The following is a 17,774-nucleotide window of genomic DNA, read 5'->3' as shown; positions in this document are numbered from 1 at the left end:
GTCATCTCCTGTCGTCGTGGCCTGCATTCCACCACTACTACGAACGGCAGCGCCCCGGTCGGACACGTTCGCCGCCGGCGGCGTCCTCGGCGTCGCCGTCCTGGGCCGGCCCAGCGCCGCCTCGGTCACGCGGGGAGGTCGAGGTCGAGGTCGTGGTTGCGGATCAGCCGTACGCGCGGGGAGGCCGAGGTAGCTTTGGCGGCCTATGGGTACCAGCCGCACCGTCGTCACCGGGCCCGGGCTGCGCCGGTGGGGCCTCGTGCTGGGCCTGATCGTCGTGCTCGCGGCGATCCCGATCGGCATCAGCCGCTGGCCGGTCCGGGCGGCGGGCATCGATGTTGGCACGCTGCGGGCCCGCGTCGCGGCCTCCGGGGGTCAGGCTTTCCAGGGGTACGCGCAGAGCTCCGGTCTCCTCCCCCTCCCGTCGCTGCCCGGCCTGTCCCAGGTGACGGCCCTGGTCAGCGGCGTCACCGAGATGCGCACCTGGTACGCGGCGGCCGACCGCTGGCGGGTCGACGTGCTCGGCGAGGGCACCGAGCACGACGTCTACCGGACCTCCGACGCCGAGTTCACCTGGGACTTCGGCGACAACCAGCTCACCCGTGTCGTCGGCGACCAGCCCGTACGCCTGCCTCGCGCGGCCGACTTCACGCCGCCCGAACTGGCCCGGCGCGTCCTGTCGATCGCATCCACCGACCGGGTCGTGCCGCTGCCCGCCAAGCGGGTCGCCGGGGTCGACGCGGCCGGGCTCCGGCTGGTGCCGGCGAGCCCCGACACGACGGTCGCGCACGTCGACATCTGGGCCGACGCCGCGCACGGGCTGCCGCTGCAGGCCGAGGTCACTGCGAAGGGCGGCACCCGCCCGGTCTTCGTCACCCGATTTCTTGAGATCCACTTCGGCGCGCCGGCCGCGTCCGTGCTGACGCCGCCGGCCCCGCGTCCCGGCATCGGCTACACGGTCACCGAGGCGCCCGACATCATCAGCGCGATCAACCGGCGGGGCCGGCCGGTTCTCCTGCCCGCCGGCCTGGCGGGTCTTCCGCGCCGCGATTCGGTGGCCGGCCTGTCGGCGGTCGCGGTGTACGGGACGGGGCTGGCGTCGGTGGTGGTCCTCGGGCTGCCGGGCCGGTTCGGCGGGCAGGCGTTCCAGCAGATCCAGACGTACGGACAGGAGGTGACCGTGCCGGGTGACAGCGAGGCGTCCCTGATCACGACCGGGTTGCTGAGCCTGCTGGCGGTCCGCATGGACAACCGCGTGTTCCTGGTCGCCGGCCTGGTCGGTCCGGCGCTCATGCAGCGCGTGGCGGGCAGCCTGGCGGAGCGCAGCCGATGATCACCACGCACGAGCTGACCAAGAGGTACGGGCACACGGTCGCGGTCGACGGGGTCGGGCTGGACGTGCGCGAGGGCGACCGCTACGGGCTGCTCGGGCCCAACGGCTCGGGCAAGACCACGCTGGTCCGGATGCTGCTCGGGCTGGTGTTCGCGACACGCGGCGACATCGAGGTGATGGGGAAGGCGGTTCCCCGTCGCGTGCGAGAAGTCCTGCCCGAGATCGGTGCGCTTGTCGAAGGCCCCGGCGCGTACGGGAATTTGAGCGGACGCACGAACCTGGCGCTGTTCGACGCGGCCGGGCCCGGCAGCGAGCGCCGGAACCGGCGCCGAAGGGTGGACGAGGCGCTGGAGCGCGTGGGGCTCGCCGGTATCGACCGGCGGCCCGTGCGGGCCTATTCGCTGGGCATGCGGCAGCGGCTCGGGCTGGCCGGGGCGCTGCTGCGCAAGCCGCGGCTGCTGATTCTCGACGAGCCGACGAACGGGCTGGACCCGCGCGGGATACGCGAGATCCGGGATCTGCTGGCGTCGCTGAACGCGGGCGGCACCACCGTCTTCCTGTCCAGCCACATGCTGGGTGAGATCGACGCCCTGTGCACCCGCGTCGGGGTGATGGACCGCGGGCGGCTCGTCGTGCAGGACGAGTTGTCGTCGCTGCGCTCCGCTACCGGGGAGGTCGTGGTGACCACACCTACGCCTTCGGAGGTGGTGGCGTTGCTCGATGGCCGGGTCCTGTCGCTTTCCGGCGATGTCGTCACGGTGCGTCACGACGACCCGGGGGTGCTGAACGCGTCGCTGGTCGAGGCCGGCATATCCGTCACCGGCCTCTCGGTCCGGCGCCGCACGCTCGAAGAGGTCGTGCTCGAAGCGACCACGACCAGCTCGGACCGGGTTGCATGATCAGGGTGGAGCTGGCCAAGCTGTTCCGTCGGCCGCGCACGTACGTCATCACCGGCCTGCTCTGCGCCTTGCCGCTGATCGTCGCGATCTTCCTGGCCACCAGCCGGATCCCGCCGCCGCCGGGCCAGGGCGGCGCGTTCCTGTCCGCGGTGCTGAGCAACGGCGCCCTCTACCCGGCGGCCGCGATGGCCCTGGTCCTGCCGGTCTTCCTGCCGGTGTCGGTCGCGGTGCTGGCCGGCGACGCGGTGGCCGGCGAGGCCTCCGCGGGGACGCTGCGCTACCTGCTGATCCGGCCGGTCTCCCGCAGCCGCCTGCTGATCGCCAAGCTGTTGTCGCTTGTCACGTTCGTGCTGTTCGCCATCCTGGCCGTCCTGGTGACCGCGTTCGTGACGGGCACGCTGCTCTTCGGCGAGACCACGTCGTCGGCCGGGGTGGCGCTGCCGGCCGACGTGACCTCGCTGTCCGGGGTGACGATCACGCCGTTCGGGCTGGCGCTGCGGTTGCTGGGTACGGTCGCCTACATCGTGATCTCGATGCTGGGCGTGGCGGCGATCGCCCTGTTCCTGTCGACGGTGACGGATTCGGCGCTCGGGGCGGCGATGGGGGCGCTGGCGGTGCTGGTGACCAGCCAGGTTCTGGTCACGCTGGACGCGGCGGCGGCGATCCGGCCCTATCTGCCGACCCGTTACTGGCTGGCCTGGATCGACTTCTTCCGGGAGCCGGTGCTGTGGCGGGACATCGAGCGCGGCGCGGGGATCCAGCTGGTCTATCTGGTGGTGCTGCTGGGCGCCGCGTGGGCCAATTTCCTCACCAAGGACGTCGCCAACTAGGGCGTAACTGACGGATCATGGTGTGTGGTCGCGGGTAGCGCGCAGCCAGTCAAGGGTTTCGGCGAGGTTGAGGGTGGCCTGGTAGGAGTCGATTCGCTTGTCGTATCGGGTCGCCAGGCCACGCCAGTGCTTTCGCCGGTTGAAGCCTCGTTCGACGTTGTTGCGGTCGCGGTAGCGCTCGGCGTCGAAGTTCGGCGGGCGTCCACCGGCTGCTTTCTTGTTGGCCCGGTTGGCTTTCTGGTCACTGCGCTCGGGGATCACGGCCACCATCTTGCGGGCGCGTAGCGCGGCCCGGTTCGCCTTGCTGGAGTACGCCTTATCGGCGGTCACCGAGTCCGGGCGCTTGCGCGGCCGGCCCACGCCGCCGGGCCGGGCCACGGCGACCTGGTCCAGCAAGGCGATCAGTTGCCGGGTGTCAGAACCCTGACCAGCAGTGACCCGCGTGGCGAGCGACCGGCCCCGGCCGTCGGCCATAGTGTGCACCTTCGTGGTCAGTGCCCCGCGGGAGCGACCCAGACCTTGACGTGCCTGCGAGGTTTTGGCATCCAGCCCCCTTTACGAGCCCCGGCCGCGTGTTGGTCGGCCCGCACGATCGTTGAGTCGGCCTGCGCGTTGCAGTCGATGTCTTGCTCGGCTTCGGCCAGCGCGATGACCGCTGCTTTGAGCCGGGCCCAGGTGCCGTCGTCACGCCAGCGGCAGAACCGGTCGTACGCCGTTTGATACGGCCCGTACCGCTCAGGCATGTCCGCCCACGGTGATCCAGTACGTTTCACCCAGCAGATCCCGTTGATCACCTGCCGGTGATCACGCCACCTACCGCCCCGTTTGCCCTGCTCAGGCAACAACGGCTCCAAGATTGCCCACTCAGCATCCATCAGACCGAAACGCGCCACATCAATACAACGACCCAGCAGCATGATCCGTCAGGTACGCCCTAGGCCCCTTCAGCCGGCGAGGAAGGAATGCAGGCCGGTGGCCGGCGTGAGCAGGGTGATCGCCGATCCGTCGGTGAAGGCCAGGCGCAGACGGCCGGCCCGTTCGGAGGCCGATGCGAGAGCCTCCCGGGGGCACTCCCAGAGCAGGCTCAGCGGCGGCACCGGGTCGGCGGCCGGGCGGAACAGCCCCCGCCGCCTCGCCAGGACCAGCAGGCGGCGGTCGGTCCGGGCCAGCACCCGCGGATCGGTGACGATGCGGATGTGCTGGTCCAGACCGACGGCGAGACTGCTCGGCGAACCTTGCACGCCGCGGCGGCCACCGGCGCCCTCGGACTCCGGCCGGCGGAACCGGAAGCGGAACGGCGACATCTCGGCGCGGGTCACCCCGACCGACGTACGCTCGTCGGCCCGGCTGGCCAGGGTCACGGCGCCGAGCGTCTCGCCGGGCCGCAGGTGGTCCCGCACTCGTTGCATGAGCTGGGCGTCCGAGTCCACGGTCTCCATTCGTTCTCCGTTCCGGGTCCGGGCCGGCCCTTGAGATCATCGGGCTATGACGTCTTACATATCGCACACCACCGTCGACTGTGCCGACGCCTATGCCCTGTCCCGGTGGTGGCGGACCGTTCTGAACTACGGCGAAGACCCGGACGATCCGAACGAGCCCGGCCACGAGGAATGCATGATTCACTCGGCCGACCGGCGGCACCGCCTGCTCTTCATCGAGGTGCCGGACGCCAAGCAGGTCAAGAACCGGATCCATCTCGACCTGCGTCCGGCCGACCGCGCGCGCGACGCCGAACTGGCCCGGCTGACCGAGCTGGGTGCGACAGTGGTGGCCGACCGCCGCCACACCGACGGAACCGGCTGGGTGGTGCTCGCCGATCCGGAAGGCAACGAGTTCTGCATCCTCCGCGGCGAAGCCGAGCTCACCGGCCGGCCGTCGTGACGGCTCAGAACGGTGCCGGTCCGCTCCCTGTGAGGGACACCAGGATCTGTGTCGCGAGCAGCTTCCGGAAGCCGGTCACGGCCACCGCCGCGACCTGGTCATAGGGCAGCTCCAGGTACAGCCCTTCACCGGCGTTGCGGAGGTCATCGCTGATCTGGTCGGGGCGAAACGTGCCGCCCCAGCCCTCGATGCCTCCGCGCTGGTTGGTGCTGAGCGAAGCCATGCCGGACACGTGGGAGCCGTCGACGAGAGTCAGCCTCGCCGGACCGGAATAGGTCGTCATGGTCGCCAACCGTAACGGGCCCACGGGGCAGATGTCGCACAGTCGAGCGCTGTAGCGTCAGTTCCACCGATAACGGGTGGGTGAAACCGGAAGTTTCCGGCGCCTATCCGTCCCATCGGAGTGCCACGTGGCCGTAGGAACCTTCCGGCCGTCCCGCCAGCAACGCTGTCACGCGAGCGGTGGCCGACACCACGACGTCGGAGCGGGTCGCGGTGTCGTGTGCCGCCTTGTCGGTCCAGATCTTGGTCAGGCAGATGGCGTCCGGGTCGTCGAGAACCGTGCTGATGCGGCCATCGGACGCCTGACCCGCGGATTCCTCGCCGTCGGCAACCGGTACACCGTGCTGGCCGGCGGAGGCCGTCAGCGGACCGCCGACCACCCCGACACCGACGCCCGGCCGACCGAGCCGGTGCGCGCGCTTTTCCGCCGGGGCATCGCCGAGGGCGCACTCCGGGCCGGCCTCACCCTGGAGACGCTGAGTGTCCTCTACAGCGGCCTCATCAAGGCGGCGCTCGAAACGACCGCCGGCGGCCGGGTCGGCACCGAGGAGGCCTCGGCGGCGGTCATCACGGTATTTCTCGACGGCACGCGCGTCCCGGGCGTGTCCTACCCGAGATAGGCCCGCACGAAGCCGACGGTCGGTATGGCGAACACCATCGAGACCGCGGCCATCCGGGTGATCGTCGGGCGGCGGGTGAGAGCCGCGTACGCGGCCAGCAGCACCGGCGCCATCACCAGCTGCTCGACCAGCGTCGAGCGCGGCACCAGGACGTCGAGCGCGGCGCACAGCACCGACACGGCGAGCGCCGCGCCCCATAGGGCGAGTCCGAGCCCGTACGCGAAACGCGCGCCGAGCCGCACGGCGAACGTGGTGTCGCCGGCCCCCGTGTCCGCGGCCAGATCCGTCACCGTGGTCGGCACGTACAGTGCGGCGGCGAACAACACCCCGATCAGGCCGAACTGCCACGGGAACTGCCACGGGGCGCGGGTGATCGACCAACCGGCGACCGGTGACACCACCCCGACGACGAGGGCATTGACCGCGACGTCCCAGCCCGGCCGGGTCTTCAGACGCAACGGCGGCACACTGTAGGCCCAGCCGAGCAGCAGTACGCCGGCCACGCCGAGCACGAACAGCGGGCCCACGAACAGCGCCGCCCCGACCGCGGCAAGCGCGATCACCCGGTACCACCTCCGCAGATCGGCGACGGACACCGCGCCGGTCACGAGCGGCGCGGTCGCCTTACGCGGGTTCGCGCAGTCGCTGGGCAGGTCGTGCAGGTCGTTCTGCGCCAGCACCGCGCCCCAGACCAGCGGGCCCAGGATCAGCAACGCCACGACGGCCCGGGCGGCGTCCTCGCGGGCGGGCAGCCAGGCGCGACCGGCGAGCACGGTGCCGAGGTAGGCGGGCACCCACGACACCGGCCAGAACCAGGGCCGCGACACCGCGACGAGCACCGCAGCGGGACGTTCGTACAACGCCGTCATGCCCGCATCGTCGTCCCCGGGCCCTGTGCCCCCGCTGAGATCGCTACTCGGCCGCCTGGAGGCCGTCGTGTGCGCACCGGCTGAGCAGCCACGGGAGGTGCGGTATGCCGATCCGGCCGGCGCCGACCGCGATGAGCAGGAGCGTCAGGTCACCCGCGCGCATCACGACCCGGTTGCCGGCCGCGTACGCCTCGTCGCCGATCCCGGGCAGCGGAGTCCCCCGCCCGCGCCCGTTGAGCTGCCAGGCGAGCCGTCCGGACGCTCCGTACGCCCACTCGGCACGGAGCACGAGCGCGTTGTCGTCCTCGGCGCGGAACTCGACGCGTTGGGGCCCCGGCCGGGCGTGCACGGGCCGGCCGGCGAACCGGGCCACGTCCTCGACCGACACCGGGAGCGGGCCGAGCCGCACCGGGCGCTCCTCGCCGAAGATGTCCATCACCACCGCGCCAGTCGGTTCCCCGGCGCCGGCCGCGGCCGGACCGCGCGAATGCCGGGTCACCTGGACGACGCGCCTCGTCCACGGCCGGGCCGTGATCGTCACGACGTCGCCCTCGCGGCAGAGGTCGCTCCACCGGCCGGGCAGGCCCCACGCGGTCGTCCGGTCCGCGGTGCCGTCGTCGATCACCAGGTATTCCAGCCCGGACCGCCACGTCCGGCGCCGAAGCACCTGGCCGGTGACGTCCACCGGCCGCTGCGCGTCGAGCACCGCGCGGACCAGCATGTAGACGCCGACGGCGAGCAGCGCGTACCCCGGCAGCGACCACCCGCGGGGCGGGCCGGTGACGGCCAGGACGACCGCGCCGACCGCCATGAACAGCGCGGCCCGCAGAACCAGAGCCGGAGTGGTGGCCGCCGACCAGGGCCACGCCGCCGGGTAACGCACCCGGATGCGGCGCCAGCCTCCGCGGTACGAGGACCAGACCCTCCGCCGGTCGCCCACCCCGAGGTCGAGCACGGCGCTGGCACACCCGGTCACGCCCAGCGCGGCGCCGTACGCGAGGTAGCGGTCCCAGATCGCCACCGCCGACGGGGGCAGCCCGGCGAACTGCTCGTGGTTGCGAAGCCAGGCCTGCACTCCGAACCAGCGCGAGGCGGCTTCCACGCCCGCCGGGGTGTCCCGCTCACCGGTGTGCTGAACCAGGCCCGCCAACGGGGCCGCCACCGGCAGGAAGGCGAGGAACGCGCCGAAGGGCGAGGTGGCGTGCGCGGTCACCCAGCTGCACACCAGCCCGGCGGCGACAGCGCCGAGGTACAGCGCCGTCATCATCGTCCGGCCGAACCGCCGCCGGGACAGACCGGCCGCCCGCGCGTCGGCGACCACCGCGGCCCGCAGCCGGTTGTTCCAGGCCTTGGACTCGTTGTCGTCGCGGAAGCCGAGCGCCGTGACCGGCACGACGCCGCCGACCGCGAGCCCCCGGATCCGGTCGAGCACCTGCCGCTCGTAGGGTCGCAGCCCGCTCTCGTCCGGCGGGGCCGGGGAGAGGTGGATGGTGGTCCGGAACGGGTCGGCGTCCGGCTGGCGCAGCTCGAAATAGCGGGTCGCGGCCAGGTCGAGCACCGTCGACTCGGCCGTGTCCACGCTCGTCGACCACCCGTTGACCAGCATGCTGACCACGGCCGGCGGCTCCGGGCCGAGGTCCATGCCGGCCGGCCCGGTGGGCGGCAGCACGGTGCGGGTCACGGCCCGGCAGCACGCGTACGCCAGCAGCCAGAGCCCTACGGCGGCCGCCGCGACGACGATCTCAAGCATCGAACTGGAAGCTGACCGGGACCGCGTCGCGTTCCTCGCCGGCCGCCGCGAACAGTTCCCGCTTGCCGAACCCGAACCGGGCGGCGACCAGGTTGGCGGGGAAGCTCTCGATCGCGGTGTTGTACTGCTGCACGGCGTAGGTCAGGAACTGCCGGGCGTACGCGATTTTGTCCTCGGTCGTGGCGAGCTCGCGCTGCAGCGCCGCGAAGTTTTCGTTCGCCCGCAGCCGGGGGTACGCCTCGCCGAGCGCGATCAGCCGGCCCAGCGCCCGGCTCAGCGAGTTTTCCGCGTCGGCCCGGCCGGCGTCGCCGCCCTGGTGCGCCATGGCGGCGCCGCGTGCGGCCACCACGGCCTCGAGGGTGGTGCGTTCGTGGGACGCGTATCCCTTGACGGTCTGGACCAGCTGGGGAATCAGGTCGTGCCGCCGCCGGAGCTGCACGTCGATCTGCGACCAGGACGCGTCGACCTGGTTGCGCATCCGGACGAGTCGGTTGTAGACGATGACGAGCCAGACCGCGAGCAGGCCGACGCCCACGACCACGACCAGCAGTGCGATGGCGACAATCGATGCCATGCGGGGCAAGATAGCGGACGCCGTCCACCGCGCTCCGGCGCGGGCCAACGGCGGCGGTCCAGTCCGGACACCGACGGCGGCTCCCGCCTCAAGGACAGGTCGTCGGCTCGGTGAGCGGGCCGGTGCCGAGCGCCCGGACGACCAGCGCCTCGATCTGCGGGTTGGTGGGGAGGTCGCTGTGCGAGACCTGGGCCGACGGGCAGATGCTCTGCAGCGGCAGGTTGACCGCACCGGCCTGACGGGCCGAGTCGGGTGGCTGGACGGTCTCGTCGTCGGTGGTCCAGATGGAGAGCCAGGGCAGGCCGGCGGGTAGCGGCTTGTCGATGCTGTCGAGGAGGTCGCTGCCCGGTGCAAGCTCCCGGCAGGCCTGAGGGCAGGCGTCCGGCGCGAGGGCGGCGCCCAGGCCGGCGATCTTCGCACCGTGCAGTGGCGAGCCGAGCGTCACGATGCGGCGGGCCGACTCGGCGCCGTGGTCGCGGTCGACCCAGAGCCGGGTGACCACGCCGCCGGCCGAGTAGCCGATCACGTCGACCGACGGTGCGCCGTTGCGCAGCACCGCGCGTACGGCCGCATTGAGGGTTTCGACCTGCGCAAGCAGGTCGCCGGTGCCCTCACCCGGCAGGGTCAGCACCTGAGTGGTCCGGCCGGTGGCGGACAGGCGCTCGGCCAGCCGGGTCAGGGCGGAGCGGCTGCCGCCGTAACCGGGCACGAGCAGGACCGTGCCGGGGAGCGCCTGGTCGGGGCGGGGACCGTGGTCGTCGGCGCGGTTGGCGAAAAGGCGGATGCCGAGGACGATGATCAGGATCAGTACGACCGCGGCGGCGCCCAGAAGCAGGTACTTCCGTCGCGGTGACACCACTCCATCATGCTCTTGACCGACCGGGGAGTTGGACCGTGGAGAAAAACATCGTTTCCGTGGCTACCGTGGGCAGCCGCATCGAAGCGGAGATCGCCGTGGGGCTGCTGCGCAGCAACGGCCTGCGGGCGGGCGTGACGGCCGACGACGCGGGCGCGCAGGAGCCGCAGTTGCAGCTGCAGGGCGTGCACGTGCTGGTCTACCGCGAGGACGAGGCGGAGGCCCGCCGGATTCTCGCCGGTTAGACCCCCGAGTTGTGGCGGTCGGCGGCCAGGTCTTGTTCGCCGACCGCTACGCCGTCGCCGTCGCGCATGACGTTGGACAGGTCGGCCGGTGCGCCGGAGAGCGCGGCGTCGGCCTCGACGTCGGACGCGCCGATCAGCGGCCACGGGTCCTCGGGTTCACCGGCCGCCACCTGGGCCCGGGTGGCCTTGGCGACGAGCCGCATCGCGAGCGGCAGGGCCAGCGGAGACTGGATGTAGGTCATGCTGCCGACGGTACGCTTCCGACATTCCCGATTTGGGCGTTCAGTCGAGGATGCGGTTGAGGAGATTGTCGCAGAGGCAGATGAGCAACAGTCCGCCGATTATCGAGATCCAGGTGACGCGTGTCGGCGTCCACCAGGCCGTGCCGGGAGCCTGATCCGGGTCGGCCCTCGGCGGCGGAAGCGGCCGATGCTGCTGATGCGCCGCGACCGCCGCCGCCCACTGCTCACCGGCCGCCCGCAGGTCAGCGTCTTCGCGCTGCCAGGCGTCGAAGTAGGCCTTATAGGCGGCGCCGCGACGGGCGTTCTCCCGCTCGACCCAGCGCTCTCGCCACAGCGGGATCATGCCCCTACCCCTCGACGCACCGGAAGATCAACCGGCAGCCACTTTATAGACAACTTCCGCTGCGTCAACGCTGATATGCCGGCCGTCGGTTGCCGCCGTGCCGGGAACATGAGCCGGAGCGGCGCCCGGACATGCTGACCATGCCGTCCTCGCACTGCTCCATGTAGCCCACGCCGTCCCCCAAGGCCGCGATGCAGCTGAAGTAGGAGCAGGTGCCGGGCACACCCAGCGGCGGAACGGCTAACCGGCGGTGACCCGATAGATGGCGCCGGCCAGATCGTCGCTGACGTAGAGCGCCCCGTCGGGACCCATGACCGCCATGACCGGGCGGCCCCAGCGGGAGCCGTCGGCATTCTGGAAGCCGGACAGCAAGGTCTGCTGCGGGCCCAGGGTGCCGTCGCGCCACGCGAAGAACGAGACCTCGGGGGCCCGCGGCGGCTTGCGGTTCCATGAGCCGTGGACGCCGACCAGCGCGCCCGCCCCGTACGCACCGGGCAGCGTGCCGAAGCTCAGGCCGAGCGGCGCCGAGTGGGCGCCCATGCCCTGCTCGACCGGGGGCAGCGCGGAGCAGTCGAGCTTGCTGCCGCCGGCGTTGGTCTGCAGGTCGCGCACGAACGGCCGGTGGGTGTAGCTGAGCGGCGTGTCCGCCGCGCCGGGCTTGAGGTCGGGGTCGGGGTTGCAGTAGGGCCAGCCCAGGTCGCGTCCCGGCGTGAGCTTGGCCAGGGGTTCCAGCGGGTGGTCGTTGACGTAGTCCTGCTTGACGTCGCCCCGCTCCGGCCCGTTGTACGGGTAGGCCACGTTGTCCCGGTTGTTCACGGCGGTCCACACCCCGCCGTCCGGGTCGATGGCCAGGCCGGTGCCGTTGCGTACGCCCCGGGCGTACGTCGTGGGTGTGCCGCCGCCCGGCGGCGCCTTGAGGATCGTGGCCCGTTCCGGTGTCGCGTCGCGGTCGTCGGGTGAGACGTTGCCGGTCGAGCCGACGGAGATGTAGATGGTCTTGTCCTTGCCGATCGCCACGCTCTTGAGGGCGTGCGCGTAGGCGCCGCCGAGTTCGGCGCTCTTGGCGTCCGGGAGGCCCCTCACCACGACGTTTTTGCCGGAAACGGCCCCGTCCCGGTAGGTGAACGTGTCGACCTGATTGCTTTCGGCCACGTAGAGCGTGTCGCCGTCGAACGCGAGCCCGTGCGGCTGGTCGAGGCCGCCGACCAGCGTCGTCTCCGTTCCCGAGGCGGTCAGCACGACCACGTCGCCGGCCGACGGCCGCGACACCAGCAGTCGCCGGTCCGGCGTCCAGGCCAGCAGGCGCGCACCGGGCACCCGCGCCCAGACCGTCACTTCCCAGCCCGGCGGGGCCGAAAGTTGCCTCTTCTTGTTGAACGGCGAAGCGTCGTCGCCGGCCGGGGTCCGCACCGTGGCGGTGGCCAGCCCGGGCACCGCGGCCAGTGACGGGCCGACCGACGACGGCACGGTCGCCCGCGGCGCACCGGCCGACGAGTCGGAACACGCGGCCAGCGTCAAAACCAGGCTGCCGCCAATTACTGCCCTCGCCAAGCCTCCCATCTCTGAGACTCTAGCCAGGTGAAGGCCGCTTTAGTGCTCGCCCTGACCTTGGCGCTGGCCGGCTGTGACGCCAGCGCGCTCGGACAATCCGCGCCGTCCACCACTCCCGCCCTGCTCACCATGCCGAACGTGGTCGGGCAGAACGCCGACGTCGCGCAGGACTCGCTGAAGAAGCTCGGCTTCAAGAACATCGACCTCGGCACGGTCGACGGCCACCACGTGGTCGTGCTCCCGCAGAACTGGACCGTGCGGGCACAGTCGGCCAAGAGCGGCGCCCACCTGGCCCCCGACGCCAAGATCGTGCTCGGTTGCGCCCGCATCGGCGACCACAAGTGGGTCCTGCCGATTCCCTGACGCCTGCCGTTCCATCGACGTTCACCTACGTCGTGGTCTCTCTTCGTGATCTTCTCCTACGTTCGGTCGGAGTCACGAAAGAGGGCACCATGGACACACGCCTCGCCATCCGGGCTCGCCGGATCACCAAGAGCTTCGGGGAGGTCGTCGCGCTCGACGGCGTCGACCTCGACGTACCGCAAGGTCAGATCCACGGCCTGGTCGGCCCGAACGGCGCCGGAAAGACCACACTGCTCGGTCTGCTGCTGAGCCTGGCCGTCGCAGACGGGGGCAGCCTCGAGATCCTCGGCACACCGATCAAGCGGGCGCTCGCCGCCCCGGACGGGGTCGCCGGGTTCGTCGACGGCCCCGGCCTCTACCCGTCGCTCACCGCCCGGCAGAATCTGGCCGCGCTGGCCCGGTTGCGGGCGGAGAGCGCCGACCGCATCGACGACGTGCTGGCCGAGGTCGGTCTGGCCGCCGTCGCCGACGAGAAGGCGAACGGGTTCTCGCTCGGCATGCGCCAGCGGCTCGGGCTCGCCGCCGCGCTGCTCACCCGGCCGCGGCTGCTCGTGCTGGACGAGCCGGCCAACGGCCTCGACCCGTCCGGGTCGCGACACGTCCACAATGTCCTCCGGCGGCTGGCCGGCGAGGGCACCACGGTGATCCTGTCGAGTCACCGGATGGACGACGTCGAGGCGCTGTGTTCCGAGGTCACGATCCTCAGCCTCGGCCGGGTCGTCTTCACCGGTCCGCTGAGCAAGCTGGCTTCGGAAAATCGCGAGCTCGACTATCGCGTGGTCACGTCGGACCCGCCGGCCGCCCGGAAGGTCGCGATCCGAACCGCGGGGGTCAAGGTCGCCGACGGCGACGACGCTCTGGTCGTACGCGCGGAGGTGGCGGCCCTCGACCAGCTGATCATCCGCCTGGTCGAAGCCAAGGTCGCGATCCGCGAGCTGTCTCCCCTCGTCTCGCCCCTCGAAGCGGCCTTCCTGGCCCTGACCGGAGATCTTCAATGACCGACACGCTGCTCCGCGCCGAGATCAGGAAGCCCGTCAGCGTCCACCGCGGCTACCGCTTGGAAATGGTCAAACTGTTCGCCCAGTGGCGCATCCGCCTGCTCGTGCTGGCCTGCTGGCTCGCCCCCGGCCTCTTCGTCGCCGCGGTCAGCCGGCAGAGCACCCTGCCGGTCGACACCCTGTTCGGCCGCTGGATGCACGCCACCGGCTGGGCCGGCCCGCTGGTCATGCTCGGCTTCGCCGGCACCTGGGCGCTGCCGCTGCTCACCTCGGTGGTGGCCGGCGACATCTTCGCCTCCGAGGACCGCCTCGGCACCTGGCGTCACCTGCTGGTCTCGGTCCGTTCGCCCCGGCGGATCTTCGTCAGCAAGACTCTGGCCTGTCTCACCGTCCTGCTGATGCTCCTGATCGGACTGGTCGTCTCGGCGTCGCTCGGCGGCGTCCTGGCGGTCGGCAACCAGCCGCTGATCGGCCTCGACGGTGACCTGCTGCCGGGCGGCGACGCGGCCGGCCGGGTCTTCCTGGCCTGGGCCTGCGCGATCGCACCGACCCTGGCCCTGGCCGGCATCGGCCTGCTCGGCTCGGTGCTGCTGCGCCGCTCCCCGATGGGCCTGCTGCTGCCCGCGATCGTCGCGCTCGCCCTCCAGCTGGCGCAGATGCTGCCGCTGCCGGTCGCCGTACGGCTGGCCCTGCCCGGCTACGCCTTCATCTCGTGGAACGGTCTCCTCACCAGCCCGGCCCAGCGCGGCCCGCTGCTGATCGGCGTCGCGGTCGGCCTGGTGTGGGCCGTGGCGGCGACCGCCCTGGCGTACCTGCTGTTCGTGCGCCGCGACTTCACCAGCGTCAACTCCGACGGCGCCGGCAAGCGGGCGCTGCTCGGCGGCGCGCTGCCGCTGGCCGGCCTGATCGTGGTCAGCGTCGCGGTCCTCGCCGCGACGACCGGCGCGACCGGCTCCGGCATCGACCAGGGCAAGGTGCAGCGTTCGGTCTCGACCGCGTTCGCGCACCTCTACCGCCTTCAGACGTCCGAGCTCAACCGCCCGGCCGTCACCGAGGCCCAGCTACAGACCTCCGCCGACTGCAACAAGGGCGGCGGCAAGCTCGACCCCGACGGGCCGGGCAACGACTGGCGATGCGTCGTCACCTGGCACCTTCCCGGCGTCCAGGCTCCCGGACAGGCCATCTACCAGCTCGACATCACCGCAGACGGGCGGTACGTCGCCGACGGCGACGGACCGAAGGAAGTGAACGGCTACTTCCTGGTTCGGTCCCCGGCCGGGGACCAGCCGAATCCGCTCTGGCAGTTCGACGGCAACGTCGACCTGCTCTCCACCTCCCGGAAGGGATAGCTCCATGCAACAGGTACAAAGGCGACTGCGGGTTCGGAAGAAGCTGCGGCTACCCGCCGTCACCGCCGGCACGACGGCGCTTGTCGTCGCCGCCGGCACCGGGGCGGCCTACGGGTCGACCCATCAATTCGGGCACGACCAGGTCGGCCAGCCGGGCAGGGAAGGCCTGACGATCTCGTCGGACCAGTACCTCGACCCGATCGGCAAGCGCCTCGTCATCAACAGCGGCAAGATCATGTCGTCGCAGGTCAGCCCGGACGGCACCCACCTCGCCGCCGCGGTGACCGACGGCGGCGTGGCGCTCGACATCGTGAACCTGAAGGACTACAAGGTCCAGCAGGTGATCGGCAACAACGCCGCCGCCGACCTGAAGATCAGCGGCAACGACGTCGGCCAGGAAGGCCCGAGCTACTCGCCCGACGGCAAGCAGCTGTGGCTCGGCCAGACCGACGGCTACCGCAGGTTCGACGTGAACGCGGACGGCTCCCTCGCCAACCCGACGTTCATCACGATCCCGGCCGACGGGCCGAAGCACGCGCTGGCCGGCGCGGCGGTGTTCACCCCGGACGGCAGGACCGCGTACTCGGCGGTCAACGGCCAGAACCGGGTCGTCGCCATCGACACGGCGACCGGCACGATCACCGCGAGCTGGACCACCGGCAACGCCCCGCGCGACCTGGCCATGATCGGCTCGAAGCTGTACGTCAGCAACGAGGGCGGCCGCGCGGCCCGTCCCGGCGAGACGACGATCAACTCGTACAACACGCAGGTGCCGGCCAACCCGGTCACCGGTGCGACGACGACCGGCACGGTCAGCGTCATCGACACACTTTCCGCCTCGGCGCCGGTCGGGACGATCAACGTCGGGCTTCACCCGACCGCGTTGTACGCCCACGGCAAGGTGCTGTTCGTGGCGAACACGGCCGACAACAACGTCTCGGTCATCGACACCACGCGCAACAAGGTCGTACAGACGATCGCGACCCGGCCGTGGCCGGAAGCGACAGTCGGATACGAGCCCAACGCGATCACCATGACCAGGGACGGTCACCTGCTGGTCACGCTGGGCCGGGCCAACGCGGTCGCGGTGTTCCGCTACACCAGCGCGCTCACCCCGGTCAGCTACGTCGGCCTGCTGCCGACCGACTACTTCCCGGCCGAGATCGCGACCGTCGGCGACCAGGTGCTGGTCTCCAACACCCGGGGCATCGACGCGCGCCGGCCGACCACGGCCGCCGGGCACGGCACGCACGACACGACGTCCAGCCTGACCGAGTTCAAGCTGCCGGCCGATCGCCAGATCATCGTCGACACGGGCAAGGTCTACCTGCAGAACGGCTGGACCCAGGACTCGCTCAAGAAGGCGGCCGGCAAGAAGGCGAAGCCGGTCCCGGTGCCCGCCCGCCTCGGCGACCCGTCGACCATCAAGCACGTGTTCCTGCTGGTCAAGGAGAACCGCACCTACGACCAGATGTTCGGCGACATGTCGCAGGGCAACGGCGACCCGGCGCTGGCCGAGTTCGGCGCGAACGTGACCCCCAACAACCACGCGCTCGCGGCCCAGTTCGGGCTCTACGACAACACGTACGACATCGGCACCAACTCCGCCGAAGGCCACAACTGGCTGATGCAGGCCGACAACCCGGAGTACACCGAGTCGTCGGCGGGTGAATACCTGCGCAGCTACGACACCGAGGACGACGCGCTCGGACACCAGAAGAGCGGCTTCATCTGGTCCGGCGCCCAGGCCGCCGGCAATTCCGTACGGGACTTCGGCGAGTTCCACCAGTTCCTCACCAAGCCGGCCGGTTCGAGCTGGCAGAACCTGTACTGCGACGCGAAGAACATGGCGAACACCGGCGAACCGTCGGCCTACAAGCTGGCCTCGTCCTCGCCGATCCCGTCGCTGAACAACGTGTCGGTCCCCGCCTTCCCGAAGTTCGACACCAGCGTCCCGGACGTCTACCGGGAGCAGATCTTCAAGCAGGACTTCGAGAAGAACGGGCCGGCCAACCTCAACATGTTCTGGCTGTCCAGCGACCACACCGGCGGCCCGCCGAACAGTGCCGCCCAGGTCGCCGACAACGACCTCGCGGTCGGCCGGATCGTCGACGAGATCTCGCACAGCAAGTACTGGAAGGACTCCGCGATCTTCGTGGTCGAGGACGACTCCCAGGCCGGTCTCGACCACATCGACGGCCACCGCGCGCCGATCCAGATCATCAGCCCGTACGCCCAACGCGGCGTCGTGGACGACCACTACTACTCGCAGATCACGATGATCCGGACCATCGAGCAGATCCTCGGCATCCACCCGATGAACCAGAAGGACACCGCGGCCACCCCGATGACCACGGCCTTCACGGCGAAACCGAACTACACGCCGTTCACCGCGCTGCCCAACCGGACCCCGCTCACGCTGGGCCTTTCGACGCTGCCGCCGTGCGGCGCCGACACCCCGGCACCGCAGGACCCGAAGGCCGCCGCCGCCCCGAAGGCGACGGTGCCGGCCGCCGAGCAACCGGTCGCCAAGCAGTGGGACGCGTGGAAGGCACAGCAGCGGCTGACCGGCCCGAACGCGGTGCCGGACTTCGCCGCCCCGGCCCAGATGAACCACTTCACCTGGTACCAGTCGCACGACTGGGCCAAGCCGTACCCCGGCGAGAGCAAGATCTTCGCTCCCGACGCGGTGCCCGGCTCCTACCTCCCGTCGACCGACACCGACTGACCGTTCAGGTCCCGGCCCCCGGTTTGCGCGTGGCGCGAACCGGGGGCTGATCTAGGCTGGT

The 17,774-nt window shown here is 71.1% G+C and carries 20 protein-coding genes and 1 pseudogene; 10 read left to right on the top strand and 11 right to left on the bottom strand.

Annotated elements, in window-relative coordinates:
- Positions 1-205: 205 nt before the first annotated feature.
- Genes ACIA5C_RS22205 through ACIA5C_RS22195 form a run of 3 tightly spaced genes read left to right on the top strand, consistent with a single transcriptional unit; the run spans position 206 to position 3,062 of the window.
- Positions 206-1,333 carry a hypothetical protein gene (locus ACIA5C_RS22205; RefSeq protein WP_396057401.1) on the top strand — a complete coding sequence of 376 codons (1,128 nt, stop codon included), beginning with the start codon at positions 206-208 and terminating at the stop codon, positions 1,331-1,333.
- Entirely contained in the window at positions 1,330-2,232 is a 903-nt protein-coding gene (locus ACIA5C_RS22200; protein ID WP_396057399.1) for an ABC transporter ATP-binding protein, read from the top strand. The genes ACIA5C_RS22205 and ACIA5C_RS22200 overlap by 4 nt, the downstream gene beginning before the upstream one ends.
- Positions 2,229-3,062, top strand: a complete 834-nt coding sequence (locus ACIA5C_RS22195; protein WP_396057397.1) for an ABC transporter permease — start codon at positions 2,229-2,231, stop codon at positions 3,060-3,062. The genes ACIA5C_RS22200 and ACIA5C_RS22195 overlap by 4 nt, the downstream gene beginning before the upstream one ends.
- 15 nt (positions 3,063-3,077) lie before the next feature.
- Here ACIA5C_RS22195 and ACIA5C_RS22190 read toward each other — a convergent pair.
- A pseudogene (locus ACIA5C_RS22190) lies at positions 3,078-3,955 on the bottom strand (IS5 family transposase).
- 51 nt (positions 3,956-4,006) lie between these two features.
- Positions 4,007-4,501 (bottom strand): hypothetical protein, encoded by a 495-nt coding sequence (locus ACIA5C_RS22185; protein ID WP_396057395.1) that lies wholly within the window; start codon positions 4,499-4,501, stop codon positions 4,007-4,009.
- A 46-nt stretch (positions 4,502-4,547) separates the two neighbouring features.
- On the opposite strand from ACIA5C_RS22185, the gene ACIA5C_RS22180 reads away from it, so the two are divergent.
- On the top strand, positions 4,548-4,943 hold the full coding sequence (locus ACIA5C_RS22180; protein ID WP_396057393.1) for a VOC family protein: 396 nt from the start codon (positions 4,548-4,550) through the stop codon (positions 4,941-4,943).
- A 4-nt stretch (positions 4,944-4,947) separates the two neighbouring features.
- On the opposite strand, the gene ACIA5C_RS22175 is transcribed toward ACIA5C_RS22180, so the two are convergent.
- Both ACIA5C_RS22175 and ACIA5C_RS22170 read right to left on the bottom strand, forming a co-directional pair.
- Positions 4,948-5,226 (bottom strand): hypothetical protein, encoded by a 279-nt coding sequence (locus ACIA5C_RS22175; protein WP_396057391.1) that lies wholly within the window; start codon positions 5,224-5,226, stop codon positions 4,948-4,950.
- A gap of 103 nt (positions 5,227-5,329) precedes the next feature.
- Positions 5,330-5,605, bottom strand: a complete 276-nt coding sequence (locus ACIA5C_RS22170) for a hypothetical protein (RefSeq protein ID WP_396057388.1) — start codon at positions 5,603-5,605, stop codon at positions 5,330-5,332.
- A gap of 30 nt (positions 5,606-5,635) precedes the next feature.
- Between ACIA5C_RS22170 and ACIA5C_RS22165 the strand changes: the two genes are divergently transcribed.
- Positions 5,636-5,845: a hypothetical protein gene (locus tag ACIA5C_RS22165; protein ID WP_396057386.1), complete on the top strand. Its 210-nt coding sequence runs from the start codon at positions 5,636-5,638 to the stop codon at positions 5,843-5,845.
- On the opposite strand, the gene ACIA5C_RS22160 is transcribed toward ACIA5C_RS22165, so the two are convergent.
- The 4 genes from ACIA5C_RS22160 to ACIA5C_RS22145 all read right to left on the bottom strand — a co-directional run bounded on the left by ACIA5C_RS22160 (position 5,833) and on the right by ACIA5C_RS22145 (position 9,894).
- Positions 5,833-6,714 carry a UbiA prenyltransferase family protein gene (locus ACIA5C_RS22160; RefSeq protein WP_396057384.1) on the bottom strand — a complete coding sequence of 294 codons (882 nt, stop codon included), beginning with the start codon at positions 6,712-6,714 and terminating at the stop codon, positions 5,833-5,835. The two genes, ACIA5C_RS22165 and ACIA5C_RS22160, sit on opposite strands and share 13 nt — an antisense overlap.
- A 43-nt stretch (positions 6,715-6,757) precedes the next feature.
- Entirely contained in the window at positions 6,758-8,464 is a 1,707-nt protein-coding gene (locus ACIA5C_RS22155; protein WP_396057382.1) for a DUF2207 family protein, read from the bottom strand.
- A complete protein-coding gene (locus tag ACIA5C_RS22150) occupies positions 8,457-9,038 on the bottom strand; it encodes a LemA family protein (protein WP_396057380.1) in 582 nt (193 codons plus the stop codon). Before ACIA5C_RS22150 ends, ACIA5C_RS22155 begins: the two co-directional genes overlap by 8 nt.
- Positions 9,039-9,126: 88 nt before the next feature.
- Positions 9,127-9,894 (bottom strand): esterase/lipase family protein, encoded by a 768-nt coding sequence (locus tag ACIA5C_RS22145; protein WP_396057378.1) that lies wholly within the window; start codon positions 9,892-9,894, stop codon positions 9,127-9,129.
- A gap of 38 nt (positions 9,895-9,932) precedes the next feature.
- Between ACIA5C_RS22145 and ACIA5C_RS22140 the strand changes: the two genes are divergently transcribed.
- The gene (locus tag ACIA5C_RS22140; protein ID WP_396057375.1) at positions 9,933-10,139 is read left to right on the top strand and encodes a hypothetical protein; all 207 of its coding nucleotides are present in this window, start codon (positions 9,933-9,935) and stop codon (positions 10,137-10,139) included.
- Here ACIA5C_RS22140 and ACIA5C_RS22135 read toward each other — a convergent pair.
- From ACIA5C_RS22135 to ACIA5C_RS22125, 3 genes are all read right to left on the bottom strand, one after another.
- Positions 10,136-10,381 carry a hypothetical protein gene (locus ACIA5C_RS22135; RefSeq protein ID WP_396057373.1) on the bottom strand — a complete coding sequence of 82 codons (246 nt, stop codon included), beginning with the start codon at positions 10,379-10,381 and terminating at the stop codon, positions 10,136-10,138. The genes ACIA5C_RS22140 and ACIA5C_RS22135 overlap by 4 nt on opposite strands.
- A gap of 40 nt (positions 10,382-10,421) precedes the next feature.
- Entirely contained in the window at positions 10,422-10,724 is a 303-nt protein-coding gene (locus tag ACIA5C_RS22130) for a hypothetical protein (protein ID WP_396057371.1), read from the bottom strand.
- A gap of 240 nt (positions 10,725-10,964) precedes the next feature.
- A complete protein-coding gene (locus ACIA5C_RS22125) occupies positions 10,965-12,284 on the bottom strand; it encodes a PQQ-dependent sugar dehydrogenase (protein ID WP_396057368.1) in 1,320 nt (439 codons plus the stop codon).
- An 18-nt stretch (positions 12,285-12,302) separates the two neighbouring features.
- Between ACIA5C_RS22125 and ACIA5C_RS22120 the strand changes: the two genes are divergently transcribed.
- The 4 genes from ACIA5C_RS22120 to ACIA5C_RS22105 all read left to right on the top strand — a co-directional run bounded on the left by ACIA5C_RS22120 (position 12,303) and on the right by ACIA5C_RS22105 (position 17,713).
- A complete protein-coding gene (locus ACIA5C_RS22120; protein WP_396057366.1) occupies positions 12,303-12,638 on the top strand; it encodes a PASTA domain-containing protein in 336 nt (111 codons plus the stop codon).
- Positions 12,639-12,727: 89 nt separating this feature from the next.
- Complete coding sequence (locus ACIA5C_RS22115) at positions 12,728-13,636, top strand: ABC transporter ATP-binding protein (RefSeq protein WP_396057364.1); 909 nt, start codon at positions 12,728-12,730, stop codon at positions 13,634-13,636.
- Positions 13,633-14,985 (top strand): ABC transporter permease, encoded by a 1,353-nt coding sequence (locus tag ACIA5C_RS22110; RefSeq protein ID WP_396057362.1) that lies wholly within the window; start codon positions 13,633-13,635, stop codon positions 14,983-14,985. The genes ACIA5C_RS22115 and ACIA5C_RS22110 overlap by 4 nt, the downstream gene beginning before the upstream one ends.
- A 4-nt stretch (positions 14,986-14,989) precedes the next feature.
- Positions 14,990-17,713 (top strand): phosphoesterase, encoded by a 2,724-nt coding sequence (locus tag ACIA5C_RS22105; protein ID WP_396057360.1) that lies wholly within the window; start codon positions 14,990-14,992, stop codon positions 17,711-17,713.
- Positions 17,714-17,774 lie beyond the last annotated feature (61 nt).

Source organism: Actinoplanes sp. NPDC051343, assembly GCF_044455125.1.
Taxonomy (GTDB): domain Bacteria; phylum Actinomycetota; class Actinomycetes; order Mycobacteriales; family Micromonosporaceae; genus Actinoplanes.
Note: the sequence above shows the minus strand (reverse complement) of the source record. Positions and strands in the feature narration are given on the sequence as shown.